This is a genomic window from Kitasatospora sp. NPDC004745, assembly GCF_042873275.1.
Taxonomy (GTDB): Bacteria; Actinomycetota; Actinomycetes; order Streptomycetales; family Streptomycetaceae; genus Kitasatospora.
Genome location: NZ_JBIALK010000055.1, coordinates 1 through 16,370, shown reverse-complemented (window position 1 = coordinate 16,370; position 16,370 = coordinate 1). Strand labels below are relative to the sequence as shown.

10 protein-coding genes are annotated in these 16,370 nt (G+C 75.3%); 6 read left to right on the top strand and 4 right to left on the bottom strand.

Annotated elements, in window-relative coordinates; genetic code table 11:
• Positions 1-106: 106 nt before the first annotated feature.
• Positions 107-1,615 (bottom strand): MFS transporter, encoded by a 1,509-nt coding sequence (locus ACFYUY_RS39760; protein ID WP_387908351.1) that lies wholly within the window; start codon positions 1,613-1,615, stop codon positions 107-109.
• Between the two features lie 313 nt (positions 1,616-1,928).
• Here ACFYUY_RS39760 and ACFYUY_RS39755 point away from each other — a divergent pair, with 313 nt between their 5' ends.
• Positions 1,929-2,585 (top strand): TetR/AcrR family transcriptional regulator, encoded by a 657-nt coding sequence (locus tag ACFYUY_RS39755; RefSeq protein WP_387908348.1) that lies wholly within the window; start codon positions 1,929-1,931, stop codon positions 2,583-2,585.
• A 102-nt stretch (positions 2,586-2,687) separates the two neighbouring features.
• Here ACFYUY_RS39755 and ACFYUY_RS39750 read toward each other — a convergent pair whose 3' ends face one another.
• The 3 genes from ACFYUY_RS39750 to ACFYUY_RS39740 all read right to left on the bottom strand — a co-directional run bounded on the left by ACFYUY_RS39750 (position 2,688) and on the right by ACFYUY_RS39740 (position 6,369).
• Complete coding sequence (locus ACFYUY_RS39750; RefSeq protein WP_387908345.1) at positions 2,688-3,737, bottom strand: LLM class flavin-dependent oxidoreductase; 1,050 nt, start codon at positions 3,735-3,737, stop codon at positions 2,688-2,690.
• Between the two features lie 487 nt (positions 3,738-4,224).
• Entirely contained in the window at positions 4,225-5,931 is a 1,707-nt protein-coding gene (locus ACFYUY_RS39745; protein WP_360222555.1) for an AAA family ATPase, read from the bottom strand.
• A 207-nt stretch (positions 5,932-6,138) separates the two neighbouring features.
• Positions 6,139-6,369 (bottom strand): DUF6059 family protein, encoded by a 231-nt coding sequence (locus ACFYUY_RS39740; protein ID WP_387908342.1) that lies wholly within the window; start codon positions 6,367-6,369, stop codon positions 6,139-6,141.
• 228 nt (positions 6,370-6,597) lie between these two features.
• Here ACFYUY_RS39740 and ACFYUY_RS39735 point away from each other — a divergent pair, with 228 nt between their 5' ends.
• The 5 genes from ACFYUY_RS39735 to ACFYUY_RS39715 form a co-directional block, all read left to right on the top strand.
• Positions 6,598-7,374 (top strand): BTAD domain-containing putative transcriptional regulator, encoded by a 777-nt coding sequence (locus ACFYUY_RS39735; RefSeq protein WP_387908339.1) that lies wholly within the window; start codon positions 6,598-6,600, stop codon positions 7,372-7,374.
• Positions 7,375-7,478: 104 nt separating this feature from the next.
• Positions 7,479-8,240: a thioesterase II family protein gene (locus ACFYUY_RS39730; RefSeq protein ID WP_387908336.1), complete on the top strand. Its 762-nt coding sequence runs from the start codon at positions 7,479-7,481 to the stop codon at positions 8,238-8,240.
• 61 nt (positions 8,241-8,301) lie between these two features.
• A complete protein-coding gene (locus tag ACFYUY_RS39725) occupies positions 8,302-10,272 on the top strand; it encodes an HAD-IIIC family phosphatase (protein ID WP_387908333.1) in 1,971 nt (656 codons plus the stop codon).
• Complete coding sequence (locus tag ACFYUY_RS39720; RefSeq protein WP_360222570.1) at positions 10,269-10,499, top strand: acyl carrier protein; 231 nt, start codon at positions 10,269-10,271, stop codon at positions 10,497-10,499. Before ACFYUY_RS39725 ends, ACFYUY_RS39720 begins: the two co-directional genes overlap by 4 nt.
• A gap of 259 nt (positions 10,500-10,758) precedes the next feature.
• The coding region (locus ACFYUY_RS39715) for a type I polyketide synthase (protein ID WP_387908330.1) at positions 10,759-16,370 on the top strand (5,612 nt) is incomplete at its 3' end.

The following is a 16,370-nucleotide window of genomic DNA, read 5'->3' as shown; positions in this document are numbered from 1 at the left end:
CCACCCCCCCCCCCCCCCCGGCCCCTGCGCGGTGTGCCGGGCCGCGCGCGCCCGCCACACGGCGATCGGTGCACGGTGGTCAGTACACGCGGTCAGTGCCCCGCGGTCAGTGCACGGTGGTCAGCACCGCCGCCGGGTCGTCCGGGATCTCCCGGGACCGGGCCACCAGTGCGGCGACCACGGCGACCAGCGCCAGCGCCGCGCCCACCCAGAAGGCCGCCGAGCTGCCGACCGCGAGCAGGTGCGAGGGCAGGTCGGCGGGGGCGACGTCCGTGGGCAGGTGCGCCGTCTCGTCCTTGACGGTGGAGCTGAAGACGGTGACCAGGATGGCCAGGCCGAGCGCGGACCCGACCTGGGTGACCACGTTGAGCAGGCTGGAGGCGGCGCCCGCGTCCTCCTGCTCCACACCCGCGACGGCGATGATGTTCAGCGGGACGGTGAAGAAGCCCGCACCGACGCCGATCAGGATCATCGGGCCGAACAGCCCGGACAGGTAGCCGCTGTCGGCGTCCAGCTGCGCCAGCCAGACCATGCCGGCGGTGACCAGCACCGCACCCGCCAGCATGAACGGCTTGGCACCGACCTTGGTCAGCGTCTTCATCACCACGCCCGCGGCGGCGATCAGCGCGAAGGCCACCGGCACGAAGCCGAAGCCCGCCTTGATCGGGCTGAACTTCATCACCTCCTGGACGAACTGGGTGAGGAAGAAGAACATCCCGGCCAGGTTGCCGGAGAGGAAGAGCATCGCGCCGAGCAGGATGGTGCGGTCCCGGTCGCGGAACAGCCGCAGCGGCAGGATCGGCTGGGCGGCGCGGGTCTCGACCAGGAGGAAGGCGCCGAGCAGCACGACGGCGCCGATGAAGCAGAGCACCGTGGTGGTGTCGCCCCAGCTCTTGGCGCCGGCGTTGATGAAGCCGTAGACCAGCAGCGCCATGCCCGCGGTGGAGGTGAGCGCGCCGACCAGGTCGAAGCGGCCGGGGTGGCGCTCGGACTCGCGGACGTAGCGCGGGCTGAGCACCGCGATCAGGATCCCGAAGGGGATGTTGACGAAGAAGACCCAGCGCCAGGACGCGGTGTCGGTGAGCACTCCGCCCAGGATGAGGCCGAGCGCGGCACCGGAGCCGGTGACCCCGCCGTAGACGCCCATGGCCTTGGTGCGGGCCTTGCCCTCGGGGAAGTTGGTGGCGATGAGGGAGAGCGTGCCGGGGGCGGCGAGGGCGGCGCCGATGCCCTGCAGGGCGCGGGCGAGCAGCAGCAGGCCGCCGTTGGGGGTGATGCCGCCGAGCAGGGACGCGCCGGTGAAGACCGCGACGCCGATCACGAAGACCTTGCGGCGCCCGAGGATGTCGCCGAAGCGCCCGCCGAGCAGGAGCAGCCCGCCGAAGGTCAGGGCGTAGGCGTTCAGCACCCAGGACAGGTCGGAGCCGGTGAAGTCGAGGTCCTTCTGGACGTCGGGCAGGGCGACGTTGACGATGGTCGCGTCCAGGATGATCATCAGCTGGCAGACCGCGATGATCGCCAGTGTGATGCCCGGACGGGACGGTCCGGCCTGGGCGGGCGCGGGCGGATCCGCCTCGTCCTTCAGGGTCGGGGACGGGGTGGACGAGGTCGTCACGATAGCCTCCACAGGGCCGTGAGCACGTGGGTGTGGGATCCGACGGGCCGGCCCTGGCACGGGCGGGCGCGCGGCGGCCCGTCAGGGGCGGGCCGCGGATCCGGCGGACGGGTCCGGTCGCGCCGAGGAGCGGGCGCAGGGACCGGGGACTTCACAGGAACGTCGGACGTACGTCGGGAAGGAGCACCGGTAGAACAGGAGGGCCCCTCCACATAGAATACGGAGGACACCTCCACTTCGCAAGCAAGGAGCGCCGCCGATCACCCGCAAGCCGCTACCGTCAAGACCCCAGAACCCGCCTCCCGGAGAGAACATGACGCCGCCTCGGTCCGCGAAGCCCGCCCAGCCCGACCAGACCGCCCCCGAGACCGGGCCCGACCGGCCCGGGCAGCCCACCGGCCGGCCGCGCGCCGCCGGCGCCCGCCCGATGCGCGCCGACGCCCGCCGCAACTACGAGCGCCTGCTCGCCGCCGCCGCGACCGTCCTGGAGGAACAGGGCACCGAGGCCTCGCTGGAGGAGATCGCCCGCCGGGCGGGAGTCGGCATCGGCACGCTCTACCGGCACTTCCCCACCCGCGCCGCCCTGCTGGAGGCGGTGCTGCAGGACAGCATGGCCACCCTGGAGGGACGCGCCCGCGACCTGACCGCCTCCGCCGACCCCACCGCCGGACTGCTGGCCTGGCTGCGCGACCTCGCCGCCTACGCCACCCGCTTCCGCGGCCTGGCCTCGGCCGTGATGGTCAACCTGGTCGACGAGCACACCGACTTCGAGTCCTGCGCGGGCATGCTCACCGCCGCCGGCACCCTGCTCCGGCAGGCCCAGCTCGCGGGCGGCGTCCGCGCCGACGTCTCGGTCCCGGACGCGGTGACGCTGGTGAACGCGCTGGTCTGGGCCCTGGAGCAGGGCAACGGGGACGAGGAGCAGTTCGAGCGGCTCTTCGACGTGGTGGCGCGCGGCCTGCGGCCGTAGGACGCGTCCCGGACCCGTCGTCGACGCGCGGCTCCGGGGCCTCCGGCCGACGGGCACGGCGAGGCGGCCCGGCCCCACCGGGGCCGGGCCGCCGCCTGCGCGTCAGCCGCGCCGCGCGCCCGCGAGCGGGCCCGAGCCGAGCGCGGCCACCTCCTCGGCGAGGATCCGGTAGGAGGCCAGCCGGGTGTCGAAGTCCGGTGCCACCGTCATCGCCATGAACTCGTCCGCGCCGACCGCGATCAGGTCGGCCACCCGGCGACGGACCTCCGCGCGGCCCCCGATCACCTGCCGTCCGAGGAAGCCGTCGACGATCTGCCGGTCGTGCGCGCTGTACTCGTAGGCCTGCGCCTCGGCCAGCGTCGGGTAGGCGTTCTGCCGCCCGCCGGCCCGGACGGTACGGATCGCGGCCACCCGTATCGGGCCGGCCAGCAGGTCGGCCTCCTCGTCGGTCTCCGCCGCCAGCACGAACGCGGCCACCAGCGCGTACGGCCGCTCCAGCACCGCCGACGGGCGGAAGGCCTCCCGGTAGGCGCGCAGCGCGGGCACCGTGAGCTCCGCGTTGAACTGGTGCGCGTAGGCGAAGGGGAGGCCGAGCGAGCCGGCCAGTTCGGCGCTGCCCAGTCCGGAGCCCAGCACCCACACCTCGGGGCGGTTGCCCTCGGCGGGCACCGCCCGCACGCCGGCCGCGGCGTCGTCCTGCGGGCCGTCGAAGTAGCCCAGCAGCTCGACGGCCTGGCGGGGGAAGTCCCCGCCGGCGAGCGGGCCGGCCGCGCGGCGCAGCGCCTGGGCCGTCACCGGGTCGGTGCCGGGGGCGCGGCCGAGCCCGAGGTCGATCCGGCCCGGGTGGAAGGCGGACAGCGTGCCGAACTGTTCGGCGACGACCAGCGGGGCGTGGTTGGGCAGCATCACCCCGCCGGAGCCGACCCTCAACCGGCTGGTGGCAGCGGCGATCTGGCCGATCAGCACGGCCGGCGCACTGCTCGCCGCGCCCGGGGCGTTGTGGTGCTCGGCGACCCAGTAGCGGTGGTAGCCGAGCTCCTCGGCGGCCCGGGCGAGCGCGACGCTGTCGTGCAGCGCGTCGGCGGTGGTCCGGCCGTCGAGGACGGGCGCGAGGTCGAGTACGGAGAGCGGCACGGGGCCGGGCTGGGACATGCGGGTCCTCCGGAGTGGGCGCGGCCCCGGCGGGCGGGGCGGGGAAGGAAGGCGGGCGGCCGGTCGGGCCGGCGCCGGTGCCTCGGCGGGACGGCGCGCGGCCCGCGCGCGGCGCGGGCACGACCGGCGGGCGGCGGGCCGGCGGACGGCCGGCACCTCCGGCGGGCAGGCCGGGAAGGCGCGGCCAGGGCCGCTACAGGGGACGTCCCGGGCCGCGTCGAACACAATACGGAGGGGTCCTCCGAATAGCAAGGAGCCTTCGCCCACGGCCCGTTGGAGCCGTCGCCCCCGTCAGGCCGCCCGCCGGAACCTCCGCCCGCCGCCCGCCGGAACCGCCGCCCGCCGCAGCCACGCGGTGGCCCGGCCCGGGGGCTCGGCCGGGCCGCGCCCGACCGCACCGGGCCGCGCCGACCGCTCAGCCACCCACCCGGGCCCGACAGGCCGCAGGGGCCGGAGGGCCGGAGGGGCCGCAGGGGCCGGACGGGCGCTACCCCGCCAGGCCGCCGGCCCGCCCGGACTCGACCACCATCCGGGCCAGCGCGGCCCGCGAGCTGATGTTGAGCTTGCGGTAGATCCGCGTCAGGTGGACGTCCACGGTGCGCGGGCTCAGCCGCAGCTCGGCCGCGATCTGCCGGGTGCGCCGACCGGTTCCGGCCAGGTCGGCCACCTCCCGCTCGCGCTCGGTCAGCGCCGCGAACAGCTCGACGGCGGCGCCCGCCGGTTCCGCCGGCACTCCCGGAAGGGCCGGGGTCGGCAGCGGGACGCCACAGCCCATCAGCAGCTCCGGTGCCGGTCGGGCCGCCGACTTCACGCTCAGCGCGAACGCGCTCAACTCCATCGCCTCCCGCGCCTTCCCGCGGACCGCGAGCAGCCGCAGCGCCTCCGGCAGCAGGGTGGCCGCCGCGCGGGCGTCCCCGGTGAGCAGGGCCACCCGGGCGGCCGCCGCCAGCACCAGGTGGTCCCGCTCGCCGTCGCCGGGGCCGGACCGCTGGACGTGCTCGGCCAGTTCGGCGTCCGGCACGCCGCGTGCGGACAGGAAGTCCAGCGCCTTGCGGTGCGCCTCGATCCGCCAGCAGGCGTCCACCGCCGCGTACACCGCGCGGCGCACCAGCGGGTGCCGGTAGGCGAGCTGGTCGGTGCCCGGGACGGTCCGCAGCAGGTCCCGCCGGACCAGCCCGTCCAGCAGCCCGCAGGTCCGCTCCTTCGGCTGGTCGATCAGGGCGGCCACGCCGGCGGCGTCGAAACGCTCGCCCAGGACCGCACCGGCCGCGGCGACCTGCTGCAACTGCTCGTCCAGTGCGACGAACTCGGCGGAGATCCGGGCGCCGAACCGCACCGGCAGCGCCGGTTCGACCGGCTCCGGCGGGGCCGCCGCCCGAGCACCGTCCGCGGCCTCCGCACCGTCCGCGCTCTCCGCGCCGGGCGCCTCGGCCGCCTGGTCCAACAGCGTCAGCAGGTAGAGCGGATTGCCCGCGGACTCCCGGTGCAGTCGCCGCAGCGCCGGCGAGTCCACCGGCATCCCGGCCAGCTCCGCGCTGCGGCGCGGGTCCAGCGGCGCCAGCTCGACCCGCCCCGCGGTGCCGAGCTCGACGCCCTGGGCGAAGGTCCCGGCCAGCTCGGCGGGCGCCTGGCGGGGCCGGTAGGAGACGACCACCGCGACCGGGGCGGCGACCGGCCGCTGGCCGAGGTACTCCAGCAGTTCGAGCGTGCCCGGATCCAGCCAGTGGGCGTCGTCCAGCAGCAGCACCAGCCCCCGGCCGGCGCAGAGGCTCAGCCGCTGGACGAGGGTCGCGTAGTAGTGGCAGAGCCACCAGGCGGGCGGCAGGTCCGCCGGGATGGTCTGCGGGCCGGGGCCGAGGGCCAGCTGCGGGAGCAGCTCGCCGAGCGCGGCCAGCTGGGCCTCGTCCAGGCCGGCGCCGCCCCAGCGGCCCAGCACGTCGACGAGGACCTGGCAGCGCAGGGCCGAAGAGGCCTCGGTGGCGCGACCGCGCAGCACGACGGCGCCGCGCCGCTCCGCCTCCTCCGCCAGTCCGGTGAGCAGCCGGGTCTTGCCCGCGCCGGGCTCACCGACGAGTTCCACCAGCCGGCCCCGCCCGTCGGACAGCGCGTCCAGCACCGCGTGCAGTGCCGCCGCCTCCGCCGTGCGGACCTCCGGGTCCGAGCCGTTCGGTTGCCGATCCCCCGTGGACGCCATAGGTCGTGTTCCCTTCCAGCGCGCGGCACTCGTGGATCCCCCATCCGAGTGCGACTGCCCCGCCGCTCATCGATCAGGCGTGCGATGGGCCCACCGTAGCCAAACGCCCAGCGCCGGGCCTCGTCGGCAATGGAAAATTTACACGGCGAAATTCCGCGTCCACATCAATGTGCCATTCCTGACATGTATTTGACGAGCAGTCAGGTCTCAAGCGGAGCCGACGCCGTCCAGTTGCCGCCACAGCGCGCGCTCGGCGTCCGTGGGCGGGACGTGCCCGGCGGGCCGCTCGGGATGGGCCGGCGGCAGCACCGCCGGACCGGGCTCCGCCCACCCCCGCGCCTCCGGCACCGGCACGCACGGCCCCAGGCCCCAGCCGCACGCCAGCGCGCTCAGCCCGGGCGCCATCCGCTCCCACCACCCCGCCCAGTACCGTGCCATCAGCCGTCGCCTCTCCGTTCCGTCCGGGTGCGGGCCCGGCGCCCACCGGTCCGGCGGCCGAGTGTCCGGCCGCCGCCTCAAGCAGGCCTAAACCGGCCCTGAAGCGTTCCGGCCCGGCCGGGCCCCTCGTACCCGTACCGCCGGGACGGTACGTAATTCCGCTGATGTGCCGGGCCGCCACCGCGGTGCAGATTGGTGGCGAACCACGACGCCGACCTGGGGGTAGTCATGCGGTACGAAATTCTCGGCAGCCTGCGGATCCGGCCGGAGCCGCACGACCGGCCGTCCGCCATCAACGCGCGCAACATGCAGGTCGTCCTCGCCGCCCTGCTCGTCCGGGCCGACGAGGTGGTGTCGGTCCAACAGCTCAGCTACGAGATCTGGGGTGAACGCCCGCCCAGGCGCTACCTCGCGGCGATCCACGTCTACATCTCGCAGCTGCGCAAGTTCCTCGCCCGGGACGGCGTCCCCGGCACCCCGATCGTCACCCGCTCGCCCGGCTACTCGCTCCAGCTGGGCGAGGACCGGCTGGACGCCCGGGAGTTCCAGCGGCTCACCGGCGAGGGCCGGGCCGCCCTACGGCAGCACCGGCCCGAGCAGGCCGCCGCCGCCTTCGAGGACGCCCTCGGCCTCTGGCGCGGCCCCGCCCTCGGCGACCTGCGGGCCGGGCCGATCCTGGACGGCTTCGTGGCCTGGATCGAGCAGGCCCGCCTCGGCTGCGTCGACCAGCACGTGGAGGCCGGCCTCGCCCTCGGCCGGCACCAGGAACTCGTCGGCCGGCTCTACTCGCTGACCTCCGAACACCCGCTGCACGAGGGCTTCCGCCGGCAGCTGATGATCGCCCTCTACCGCTCCGAGCGCCAGGCCGACGCGCTGCACGTCTACGGCTCCACGCGGCACACGCTCAACAGCGAGCTGGGCATCGAACCCGGCCCCGCCCTGCAGAACGTGCACCGGGCGATCCTGCTCTCCGACCGCAGCCTGGACCTCTCCACCGCCGCCTGAACCGGGCCCGCCTCGACCCGGCCGCCGTCTCCCCGCCCGCGCCGCCTCCCCCCACGTCCACGGCACCACCCCACGCACCCACGCCAGCACCAGGGAGCCCGACCATGAGTCCGCACGCACCCGCCCAGACCTGGATCCGCCGCTACCAGGACCGCCCCGACGCCGCCGTCCGCCTCGTCTGCTTCCCGCACGCGGGCGGCTCCGCCGGCACCTACCGGCCCTGGGCCGAGGCCGTCGACCCCTCCGTGGAGATCCTCGCCGTGCAGTACCCGGGGCGGCAGGACCGCTACCGCGAGCCCGGCATCGACAACCTCAACGAGCTCGCCGACCTCGTCACCCCGGCGCTGCGCTCCGCCGTCGCCGGCGGCCGGTACGCCCTGTTCGGGCACAGCCTCGGCGCCGCGCTCGCCTTCGAGGTGGCCCGGCGCCTGGCCGGCGACGACGGCCCCGAACTCCTCGCCGTCTCCGGCCGCCGGGCGCCCTCCCAGGCCCGCCGGGAGGCGTACCACCGGCTCGACGACGCCGGGCTCGCCGCCCACCTGGAGGACCTCAGCGGCACCGACCGGCGCCTGCTCACCGACCCGGACGCGCTGCAGCTCATCCTGCCCGCGGTCCGCAGCGACCTGCGCGCCATCGAGACCTACCGGCCCGCCCCCGGCGCCACCGTCGACGTGCCCGTGCTCGCCCTCACCGGCGACCACGACCCGTGGACCACCCTGCTGGAAGCGGCCGCGTGGTCCGCCCACACCACCGCCGGGTTCGACCTGCGGGTCTTCCCCGGCGAGCACTTCTACCTCGTCGAACACCGGGCCGAGGTACTGGACCTGCTCGCCCGCCGGCTCAGCCCGGTCTCAGAGCTGCTTTAGCCCCGCCGGACAGACTGCCCGCACCGACGCGACCCGACCACCCCCAGGGACTGACACCACCATGGGAACCACCACCGACGGCCTGCGCACCCTGCACCGCGCCGGGCGGCTCGCCGCCGAGTACCCCGCCGTACCCCGGCTGCTGGACGGCGCCGGCGACGACGAACTCGCCCTCGCCGGCAACCTGCTGGCCAGGCTCGACCCCGACGAGGTGCTCCGGCTGCACCCCGGCACCACCGCCGTCACCATCGCGGTGACCGGCCACGGCACGCTCGCCTCGCTCCGGCCCGCGCTCACCGCCGAGCTCGCCCGGCACGGCCTGCTGCTGCGCCCGCACTTCACCGACTTCGACAGCTACGTCTTCGAACTCTCCGACCCCGGCTCCGGGCTCTACGCCGCCGCGCCCCAGCTGGTCCTCTGCGTGCTCGACCCGGCCGTCGTCCTGGACGAACTGCCCCTCCCCTGGGGGCCGGACGACGTCGAGGCGGTGCTCGCCGCCAAGACGGCGCTGCTCGGCCGGCTCGCCGCCCGGTTCGCCGCCACCGCACCCGGCGCCACGCTCGTCCTCAACACCCTCCCGCTGCTGCACCGGCACACCGCCCAGCTGGTCGACCTGCGCGCCCGGGCCCGGCTCGGCGCGATCTGGCGCGAGGCCAACGCGCGCCTGCTGCGGATCGGCGAGGAACACCCCGCCACCGTCGTCCTCGACCTGGAACCGCTCGCCAACGAGGGCGTCCCGGTCCAGGACCCCCGGCTGGACGCCTACGCCAAGGCCCACCTCTCCCCCGCCCTGCTCACCGCCTACGCCCGGCAAGCCGGGCACCTGGCCCGCGCCCTCACCGGGCGCACCCGCAAGGTGCTGGCCGTCGACCTGGACAACACCCTGTGGGGCGGGATCCTCGGCGACGACGGCCCCGAGGGCATCGAACTCGCCGGCACCCACACCGGCGAGGCGTTCCGCACCTTCCAGCGGGCGATCCGTCAGCTCACCTCCCAGGGCGTCCTGCTGGCCGCCGTCAGCAAGAACGACCCGGAGCCGGTGGCCCAGGTCCTCGCCGAGCACCCGGACAGCGTCCTGCGCACCGAGGACTTCGTCCGGGTCATCGCCAACTGGCGCCCCAAGGACGAGAACCTGACCTCGCTCGCCGACTCGCTCAACCTCGGCATCGACAGCGTGGTCTTCGCCGACGACAGCCCCTTCGAACGCGGCGCCGTCCGCGCCGCCCTGCCCGCCGTCGCCGTGGTCGACCTCGACGGCGAACCCGCCCTGCACCTGCCCCGGCTGCTGCGCGACGGCTGGTTCGACGTCCGCGAGGCCACCGCCGAGGACCGCGCCCGCCCGGCCCGGTACCGGGAGGAGCTCGCCCGCGGCGACTTCCTCCAGAGCTTCTCCTCCCTCGACGACTACCTGGCCGAACTCGACGTCCGGGTCAGCCTCACCCGGGCCCGCCCGCAGGACGTTCCACGGATCTCCCAACTCACCCTGCGCACCAACCAGTTCAACCTCACCACCGAACGGCTCCAGCCCGCCGAGGTGGCCGCCCGGGCCGAACACCCGGACCACCTGGTGCTGGCCGTCCGCTCCGCCGACCGCTTCGGGGAGAACGGCCTGGTCGGCGCCGTCCTCCTGCGCCGCGAGGAGGACGGCGCGCGACTGGACGTCGAGAACTTCCTGCTCAGCTGCCGGGTCTTCTCCCGCGGCGTCGAACACGCCGCCCTCGCCGAGATCCTCCGGCACGCCGCCGCCACCGGCGTCCGCGAGGTCCGCGGCCGCTACCGGCCCTCCGCGCGCAACGGCACCGTCCGCGACCTCTTCCCGCGCTACGGGTTCACCGCCGTGGCCGAGCAGGCGGACGGCGCCTCCGCCGAGTTCCGGCACGACCTCGCCGAACCGCTCGCCCCGCCCGCCTGGGTCACGCTCGACTCCGAACTCGCCGGTCCCGCACCGGAAACCGGCGCCGGAACCGGACCCGTCTCCGTAGCCGCACCCGGCTCCGGCTCCGGCACCGAACCCCGAGGAGACCGCGCATGAACAGCGTGGACGACCTGATCGCCCTCATCCAGGACGAACTCGGCCTGCCGATCGGCACCGAGGACGCCACCGCCTCCTTCGACGACGTGCCCGGCTGGGACTCCGTGCACCTGCTCTGGCTGCTCACCGCGCTGGAGCGGGAGACCGGCCGCAGCCTGCCGCTGGCCGCCCTGCTGGAGGCGCCCTCGCTCCAGGCGGTCTACGACCTCGCCAGCGCCCCCGTCTAGCGGCGCGCCTCCACCACCACGACGCCCGACCCGCACCACCGGTCGGGCGTCGCCGCATGCCCGAGCGCCGTGATCCGCGAGCCCATGGTCCGCGGGCCGGCCGGCTCGTGGTGGTGGCCGGTGGCCGGCTGGGTGAGTGGGGTGAGCCGGTGGATCGGCTGGTTCCGCCCCGCTTTAGAGGGCCGCAAGGCCTCCGTTAGGGACGCCCGTGACGGTGGGCTGACCTGGGTGTCCACTACGAGGGAGCACGGCACAGACCATGAGCAGCGACCACTCCGCCCCGATCGCCGTCATCGGACTCTCCTGCCGTCTGCCCGGCGCGCCGGACCCCTCCGCGTTCTGGGAGCTGCTCCGCCGGGGCGCCGACGCCGTGGGAGAACCGCCCGCCGGCCGCTGGTCCGCCGCCGCCCCGCAGCGCGGAGCCTTCCTCGACCGGGTCGACCACTTCGACGCCGGCTTCTTCGGCATCGCGCCCCGCGAGGCCGCCGCGATGGACCCGCAGCAGCGGCTGCTGCTCGAACTCGGCTGGGAGGCCCTGGAGGAGGCCGGCATCGTGCCCGGCTCGCTCGCCGGCAGCCGCACCGCCGTGTTCGCCGCCGCCATCTGGGACGACTACGCCGCCCTGCACCACCGGCGCGGCGAGGCCGCCGCCGACCGCCACTCCGTCACCGGCCTGCACCGCGGCATCCTGGCCAACCGGCTCTCCTACGTGCTCGGCCTCACCGGCCCCAGCCTCACCGTGGACGCCGCCCAGTCCTCCTCGCTGGTCGCCGTCCACCTCGCCTGCGAGAGCCTGCGCCGCGGCGAGTCGGACCTCGCCCTCGTCGGCGGCGTCAACCTGATCCTCTCGCCCACCTCCAGCGCCGACAGCGCCCGCTTCGGCGCGCTCTCGCCGGACGGCCGCTGCTACACCTTCGACGCCCGCGCCAACGGGTACGTGCGCGGCGAGGGCGGTGTGGCCGTCGTCCTCAAGCCGCTGGACCGGGCACTGGCCGACGGCGACCGCGTGCACAGCGTCATCCTCGGCAGCGCCGTCAACAACGACGGCGCCACCGACGGGCTGACCGTCCCGGCCCGGGAGGCCCAGCAGGCGGTGCTGCGCGAGGCCCACGCCCGGGCCGGAACGTCCCCGCGCGACGTCCAGTACGTCGAGCTGCACGGCACCGGCACCCCGGTCGGCGACCCGATCGAGGCGGCGGCGCTCGGCGCGGTCCTCGGCACGGGCGGCGGCCGGCGCGCCCGGTCCGCCCCGCTGCAGGTCGGGTCGGCGAAGACCAACGTCGGGCACCTGGAGGGCGCGGCCGGCCTGGTAGGCCTGCTGAAGACCACACTGGCCATCGCCCACCGCCGGCTGCCGGCCAGCCTCAACTTCCGGGAGCCCAACCCGGAGATCCCGCTCGCGGAACTCGGACTGCGGGTCCGCACCGAGACCGGGCCCTGGCCGCACGACGGCCGCCGGCTCGTCGCCGGTGTCAGCTCCTTCGGCATGGGCGGCACCAACTGCCACGTGGTGCTGGCCGATCCGGCACCCACCCGGCACACCGCGGACGGCGCCCCGGCCACTTCTGCCGGACCGCTGCCCTTCGTGCTCTCCGGCCGCGACCCGCAGGCGCTGCGCGCCCAGGCCGGCCGGCTGCGCGACCACCTGGCCACCACCCCCGACACCCGCCCGGCCGACACCGCGCACGCGCTCACCGCCACCAGGACGCTCTTCGCCGAGCGCGCCGTCCTCCTCGTCGCCAACCGCGCCGAACTCCTCGACGGCGTCGCCGCACTGGCCGCCGGTCAGGACCACCCGGCGGTGGTCCGCGGCCGGGCCGGCACCACCCCGGCCGCCACCGCCTACCTGTTCACCGGCCAGGGCAGCCAGCGCCCCGGGGCCGGGCGCGAACTGTACGCCGCCTACCCCGAGTTCGCCGAGGCCCTGGACGCCGCGCTGGCCGCGCTGGACCCGCACCTGGACCGGCCGCTGCGCGACCTCCTGTTCGCCGAACCCGGCACCCCCGATGCCGCCCTGCTCGACCAGACCCGCTACACCCAGCCCGCCCTCTTCGCCGTCGGCACCGCCCTCTACCGGCTGGTCCGCCGCTTCGCCCCGGCCCCCGGCCACCTGGCCGGGCACTCCGTCGGCGAGCTCACCGCCGCCCACGCCGCCGGGGTGCTCTCGCTGGACGACGCCGCCGCCCTGGTGGCCGCCCGCGGCCGGCTGATGCAGGAGCTGCCCGGAGGCGGGGCGATGGTCGCCGTCGCCGCGGCCGAGCACGAGGTGCTGCCGCTGCTCTCCGACCGGGTGTCGCTGGCCGCCGTGAACGGCCCGCAGGCCGTCGTGCTCTCCGGCGACGAGGAGGAGGTACTGCGGGTAGCAGGGGAACTCGCCGCGCAGGGCCGCCGCACCCGGCGGCTCGCCGTCAGCCACGCGTTCCACTCGCCGCACATGGACCCGATCCTCGCCGCGTTCGAACGCGTCGCCGCGGGGCTGGAGTTCCGCCCGCCCGCGATCCCGGTGGTCTCCAACGTCACCGGGGAACTCGCCACCGCCGAGGAGCTCACCTCCCCCGCGTACTGGGCCCGGCACATCCGTGCGGCCGTCCGCTTCCACGACGGGCTGCACACGCTGCGGCGCGCCGGCGCCCGGGTGTTCCTGGAACTCGGCCCGGACGCGCACCTGACCGGCCTCGGTCGCGACAGCCTGGCCGGCACCGGCGACGACCACCTCCTGCTCGCCGTGCTGCGCCGCGGCCGGCCCGAGGCGACCACCCTGCTCACCGCCCTGGCCGGCGCCCACGCGCACGGCGCGCCGGTGGAGTGGAGCGGCTCCCCGGCCCTGCCGGGCGGGCGGGCGGTGCCACTGCCGACCTACGCCTTCCAGCGTTCCCGGCACTGGCTGGACACCCCGCTCGCGCCGGACGGCCCGGACGGCCCGGACGGTACGGCTGACCCTGACGGCACGGAGGCTCGGGCCCCGGAGCACACCCGGTCCGCCCCCGGCGATGCACCCGCTCGCCGTCCGGCCACGGACTCCGATCTGCTGGACCTCGTCCGCACCCAGGCCGCCATCGTGCTCGGCCACGTCACCGGGGACGCCGTCGACCCGGCTCGCAGCTTCAAGGACCTGGGCTTCGACTCGCTCTCCGGCGTCGAACTGCGCGACCGGCTCCAGGCCGCCACCGGCCTCAGCCTGCCCTCCGCCCTCGTCTACAACCACCCGACGCCCGAGGCCGTCGTCCGCCTGCTGCACGAGCGCGCCGAGGGCCCCGACGCCGCCGCACCGGCCACCCGCACGTCCACGGCGGACGACGACCCGATCGCCGTGGTCGCGATGGCCTGCCGCTACCCGGGCGGGGTAGCCTCCCCCGAGGACCTGTGGCGGCTCGTCCTCGACGGCACCGACGCCATCGGCCCCTTCCCGACCGACCGCGGCTGGGACCTCGACGCCCTCTACGACCCCGACCCCGACCACCCCGGCACCTCCTACGTCCGCGAGGGCGGGTTCCTGCACGACGCCGCCGGGTTCGACGCCGGGCTGTTCGGCATCAGTCCGCGCGAGGCGCTCGCCATGGACCCGCAGCAGCGCCTGCTGCTGGAGACCGCATGGGAGGCCTTCGAGCGGGCCGGCCTCGCGCCCGACCGGCTCCGCGGCAGCGCGACCGGCGTCTTCGTCGGCGCGACCAACCTCGACTACGGGGCCCGGCTGCACGAGCCCGCCGAGGGACTGGACGGGTACCTGCTCACCGGCACCACGTCCAGCGTCGCCTCCGGCCGGATCGCCTACACCTTCGGTCTGGAGGGCCCGGCCGTCACCGTCGACACCGCCTGCTCCTCCTCGCTGGTCGCGCTGCACCTGGCCGCCCAGGCCCTGCGCCAGGGCGAGTGCGACCTCGCCCTGGCCGGCGGCGTCAGCGTGATGGCCACCCCGGGCATGTTCCTGGAGTTCAGCCGCCAGCGCGGTCTGGCCGGCGACGCCCGCTGCAAGGCCTTCGCCGCCTCCGCCGACGGCACCGCCTGGTCCGAGGGCGTCGGCCTGCTGCTGGTCGAGCGGCTCTCCGACGCCCGCCGCCACGGCCACCAGGTCCTGGCCGTCCTGCGGGGTTCGGCGATCAACCAGGACGGCGCCAGCAACGGCCTCACCGCCCCCAACGGGCCCGCGCAGGAGCGCGTCATCCGCCAGGCCCTCGCCTCCGCCGGCCTCACCCCCGACCAGGTCGACGCCATGGAGGCGCACGGCACCGGCACCAGGCTCGGCGACCCGATCGAGGCGGAGGCACTCCTGGCCACCTACGGTCAGGGCCGTGAAACCCCGCTCCTGCTCGGCTCGTTGAAGTCCAACATCGGGCACAGCCAGGCCGCCGCCGGCGTCGGCGGCGTCATCAAGATGATCGAGGCGATGCGGCACGGCGTGCTGCCCCGCACCCTCCACGTCGACGCTCCCTCACCGCACGTGGACTGGACGGCGGGCGCCGTCGAACTGCTCACCGAGCAGACCGCCTGGCCCGAGCACGGGCGGCCGCGCCGCGCCGCCGTCTCCTCCTTCGGGATCAGCGGCACCAACGCGCACGTCATCCTGGAACAGGCACCGCCCAGCCCGCCCGCGCGCACCGAACCCGTGCCGGCCCCGGCCGCCGGGCCCGCGTTCTGGCCGCTCTCCGCTCAGGACGCGCCCGCCCTGCGCGCCCAGGCCGAGCGGCTCCGGGACCACCTGCTCGCCCACCCGTCGATCGAACTCAACTCCGTGGCAGCCCAGTTGTCGAACGGACGAGCCGGACTCGAGCACCGTGCCGCGGTGCTGGCCACGGACCGCGAGACCGCCCTCGCCGCCCTGGACGCCCTCACCCACGACCACGACCACCCCGCCCTCCTGCGCGGCACCGCCACCACCCCCGCCCGCCTCGCCTTCGTCTTCACCGGACAAGGCAGCCAACACCCCGGCATGGGCCGCGAACTCTACGACACCCACCCCGCCTTCGCCCACGCCCTCGACGAAGCCCTCGACGCCCTCCAACCCCACCTCGACCTCGACCAACCCCTCCGCAACCTCATGTTCGCCCCACCCCACACCCCCGAAGCCGAACTCCTCAACCAAACCCGCTACACCCAACCCGCCCTCTTCGCCCTCGAAACCGCCCTCTTCCGACTCCTCCAACACCACGACATCCACCCCCACCACCTCGCCGGCCACTCCATCGGCGAACTCACCGCCGCCCACGCCGCCGGCATCCTCACCCTCCCCGACGCCGCCCACCTCGTCGCCACCCGCGCCACCCTCATGCACCAAGCCCCCACCGGCGGCGCCATGATCGCCATCCAAGCCACCGAACAAGAACTCCAACCCCACCTCACCGACACCGTCACCATCGCCGCCATCAACACCCCCACCGACCTCGTCATCGCCGGCGACCACCACACCGCCACCCACATCGCCCACCACTTCCACACCCAAGGCCGACGCACCAAACACCTCACCGTCAGCCACGCCTTCCACTCCCCCCACATGGACCCCATCCTCGACGCCTTCCACAACGTCGCCACCACCCTCACCTACCACCAACCCCACACCCCCATCGCCACCACCGGCGACCCCACCACCCCCACCCACTGGACCAACCACATCCGCCAACCCGTCCGCTACCACGACACCACCACCACCCTCACCAACGCCGGCATCACCCTCACCCTCGAACTCGGCCCCAACCCCGTCCTCACCCCCCTCACCCCCAACACCACCCCCCTCCTCCACCACCCCCACCCCGAAACCCACACCCTCCAAACCGCCCTCGCCACCACCCACACCCACGGCCACCACCCCACCAACCACACCCCCAACCCCCACCTCCCCCTCCCCACCTACCCCTTCACCCACCACCACTACTGGCT

What these genes read in the sequence shown, in the direction of transcription:
- ACFYUY_RS39750 (WP_387908345.1), bottom strand. Translation starts at nt 3,737, where the DNA reads ATGTCCCAGCCCGGCCCCGTGCCGCTCTCCGTACTCGACCTCGCGCCC.
- ACFYUY_RS39745 (WP_360222555.1), bottom strand. Translation starts at nt 5,931, where the DNA reads ATGGCGTCCACGGGGGATCGGCAACCGAACGGCTCGGACCCGGAGGTC.
- ACFYUY_RS39720 (WP_360222570.1), top strand. Translation starts at nt 10,269, where the DNA reads ATGAACAGCGTGGACGACCTGATCGCCCTCATCCAGGACGAACTCGGC.
- ACFYUY_RS39740 (WP_387908342.1), bottom strand. Translation starts at nt 6,369, where the DNA reads ATGGCACGGTACTGGGCGGGGTGGTGGGAGCGGATGGCGCCCGGGCTG.
- ACFYUY_RS39725 (WP_387908333.1), top strand. Translation starts at nt 8,302, where the DNA reads ATGGGAACCACCACCGACGGCCTGCGCACCCTGCACCGCGCCGGGCGG.
- ACFYUY_RS39730 (WP_387908336.1), top strand. Translation starts at nt 7,479, where the DNA reads ATGAGTCCGCACGCACCCGCCCAGACCTGGATCCGCCGCTACCAGGAC.
- ACFYUY_RS39735 (WP_387908339.1), top strand. Translation starts at nt 6,598, where the DNA reads ATGCGGTACGAAATTCTCGGCAGCCTGCGGATCCGGCCGGAGCCGCAC.
- ACFYUY_RS39755 (WP_387908348.1), top strand. Translation starts at nt 1,929, where the DNA reads ATGACGCCGCCTCGGTCCGCGAAGCCCGCCCAGCCCGACCAGACCGCC.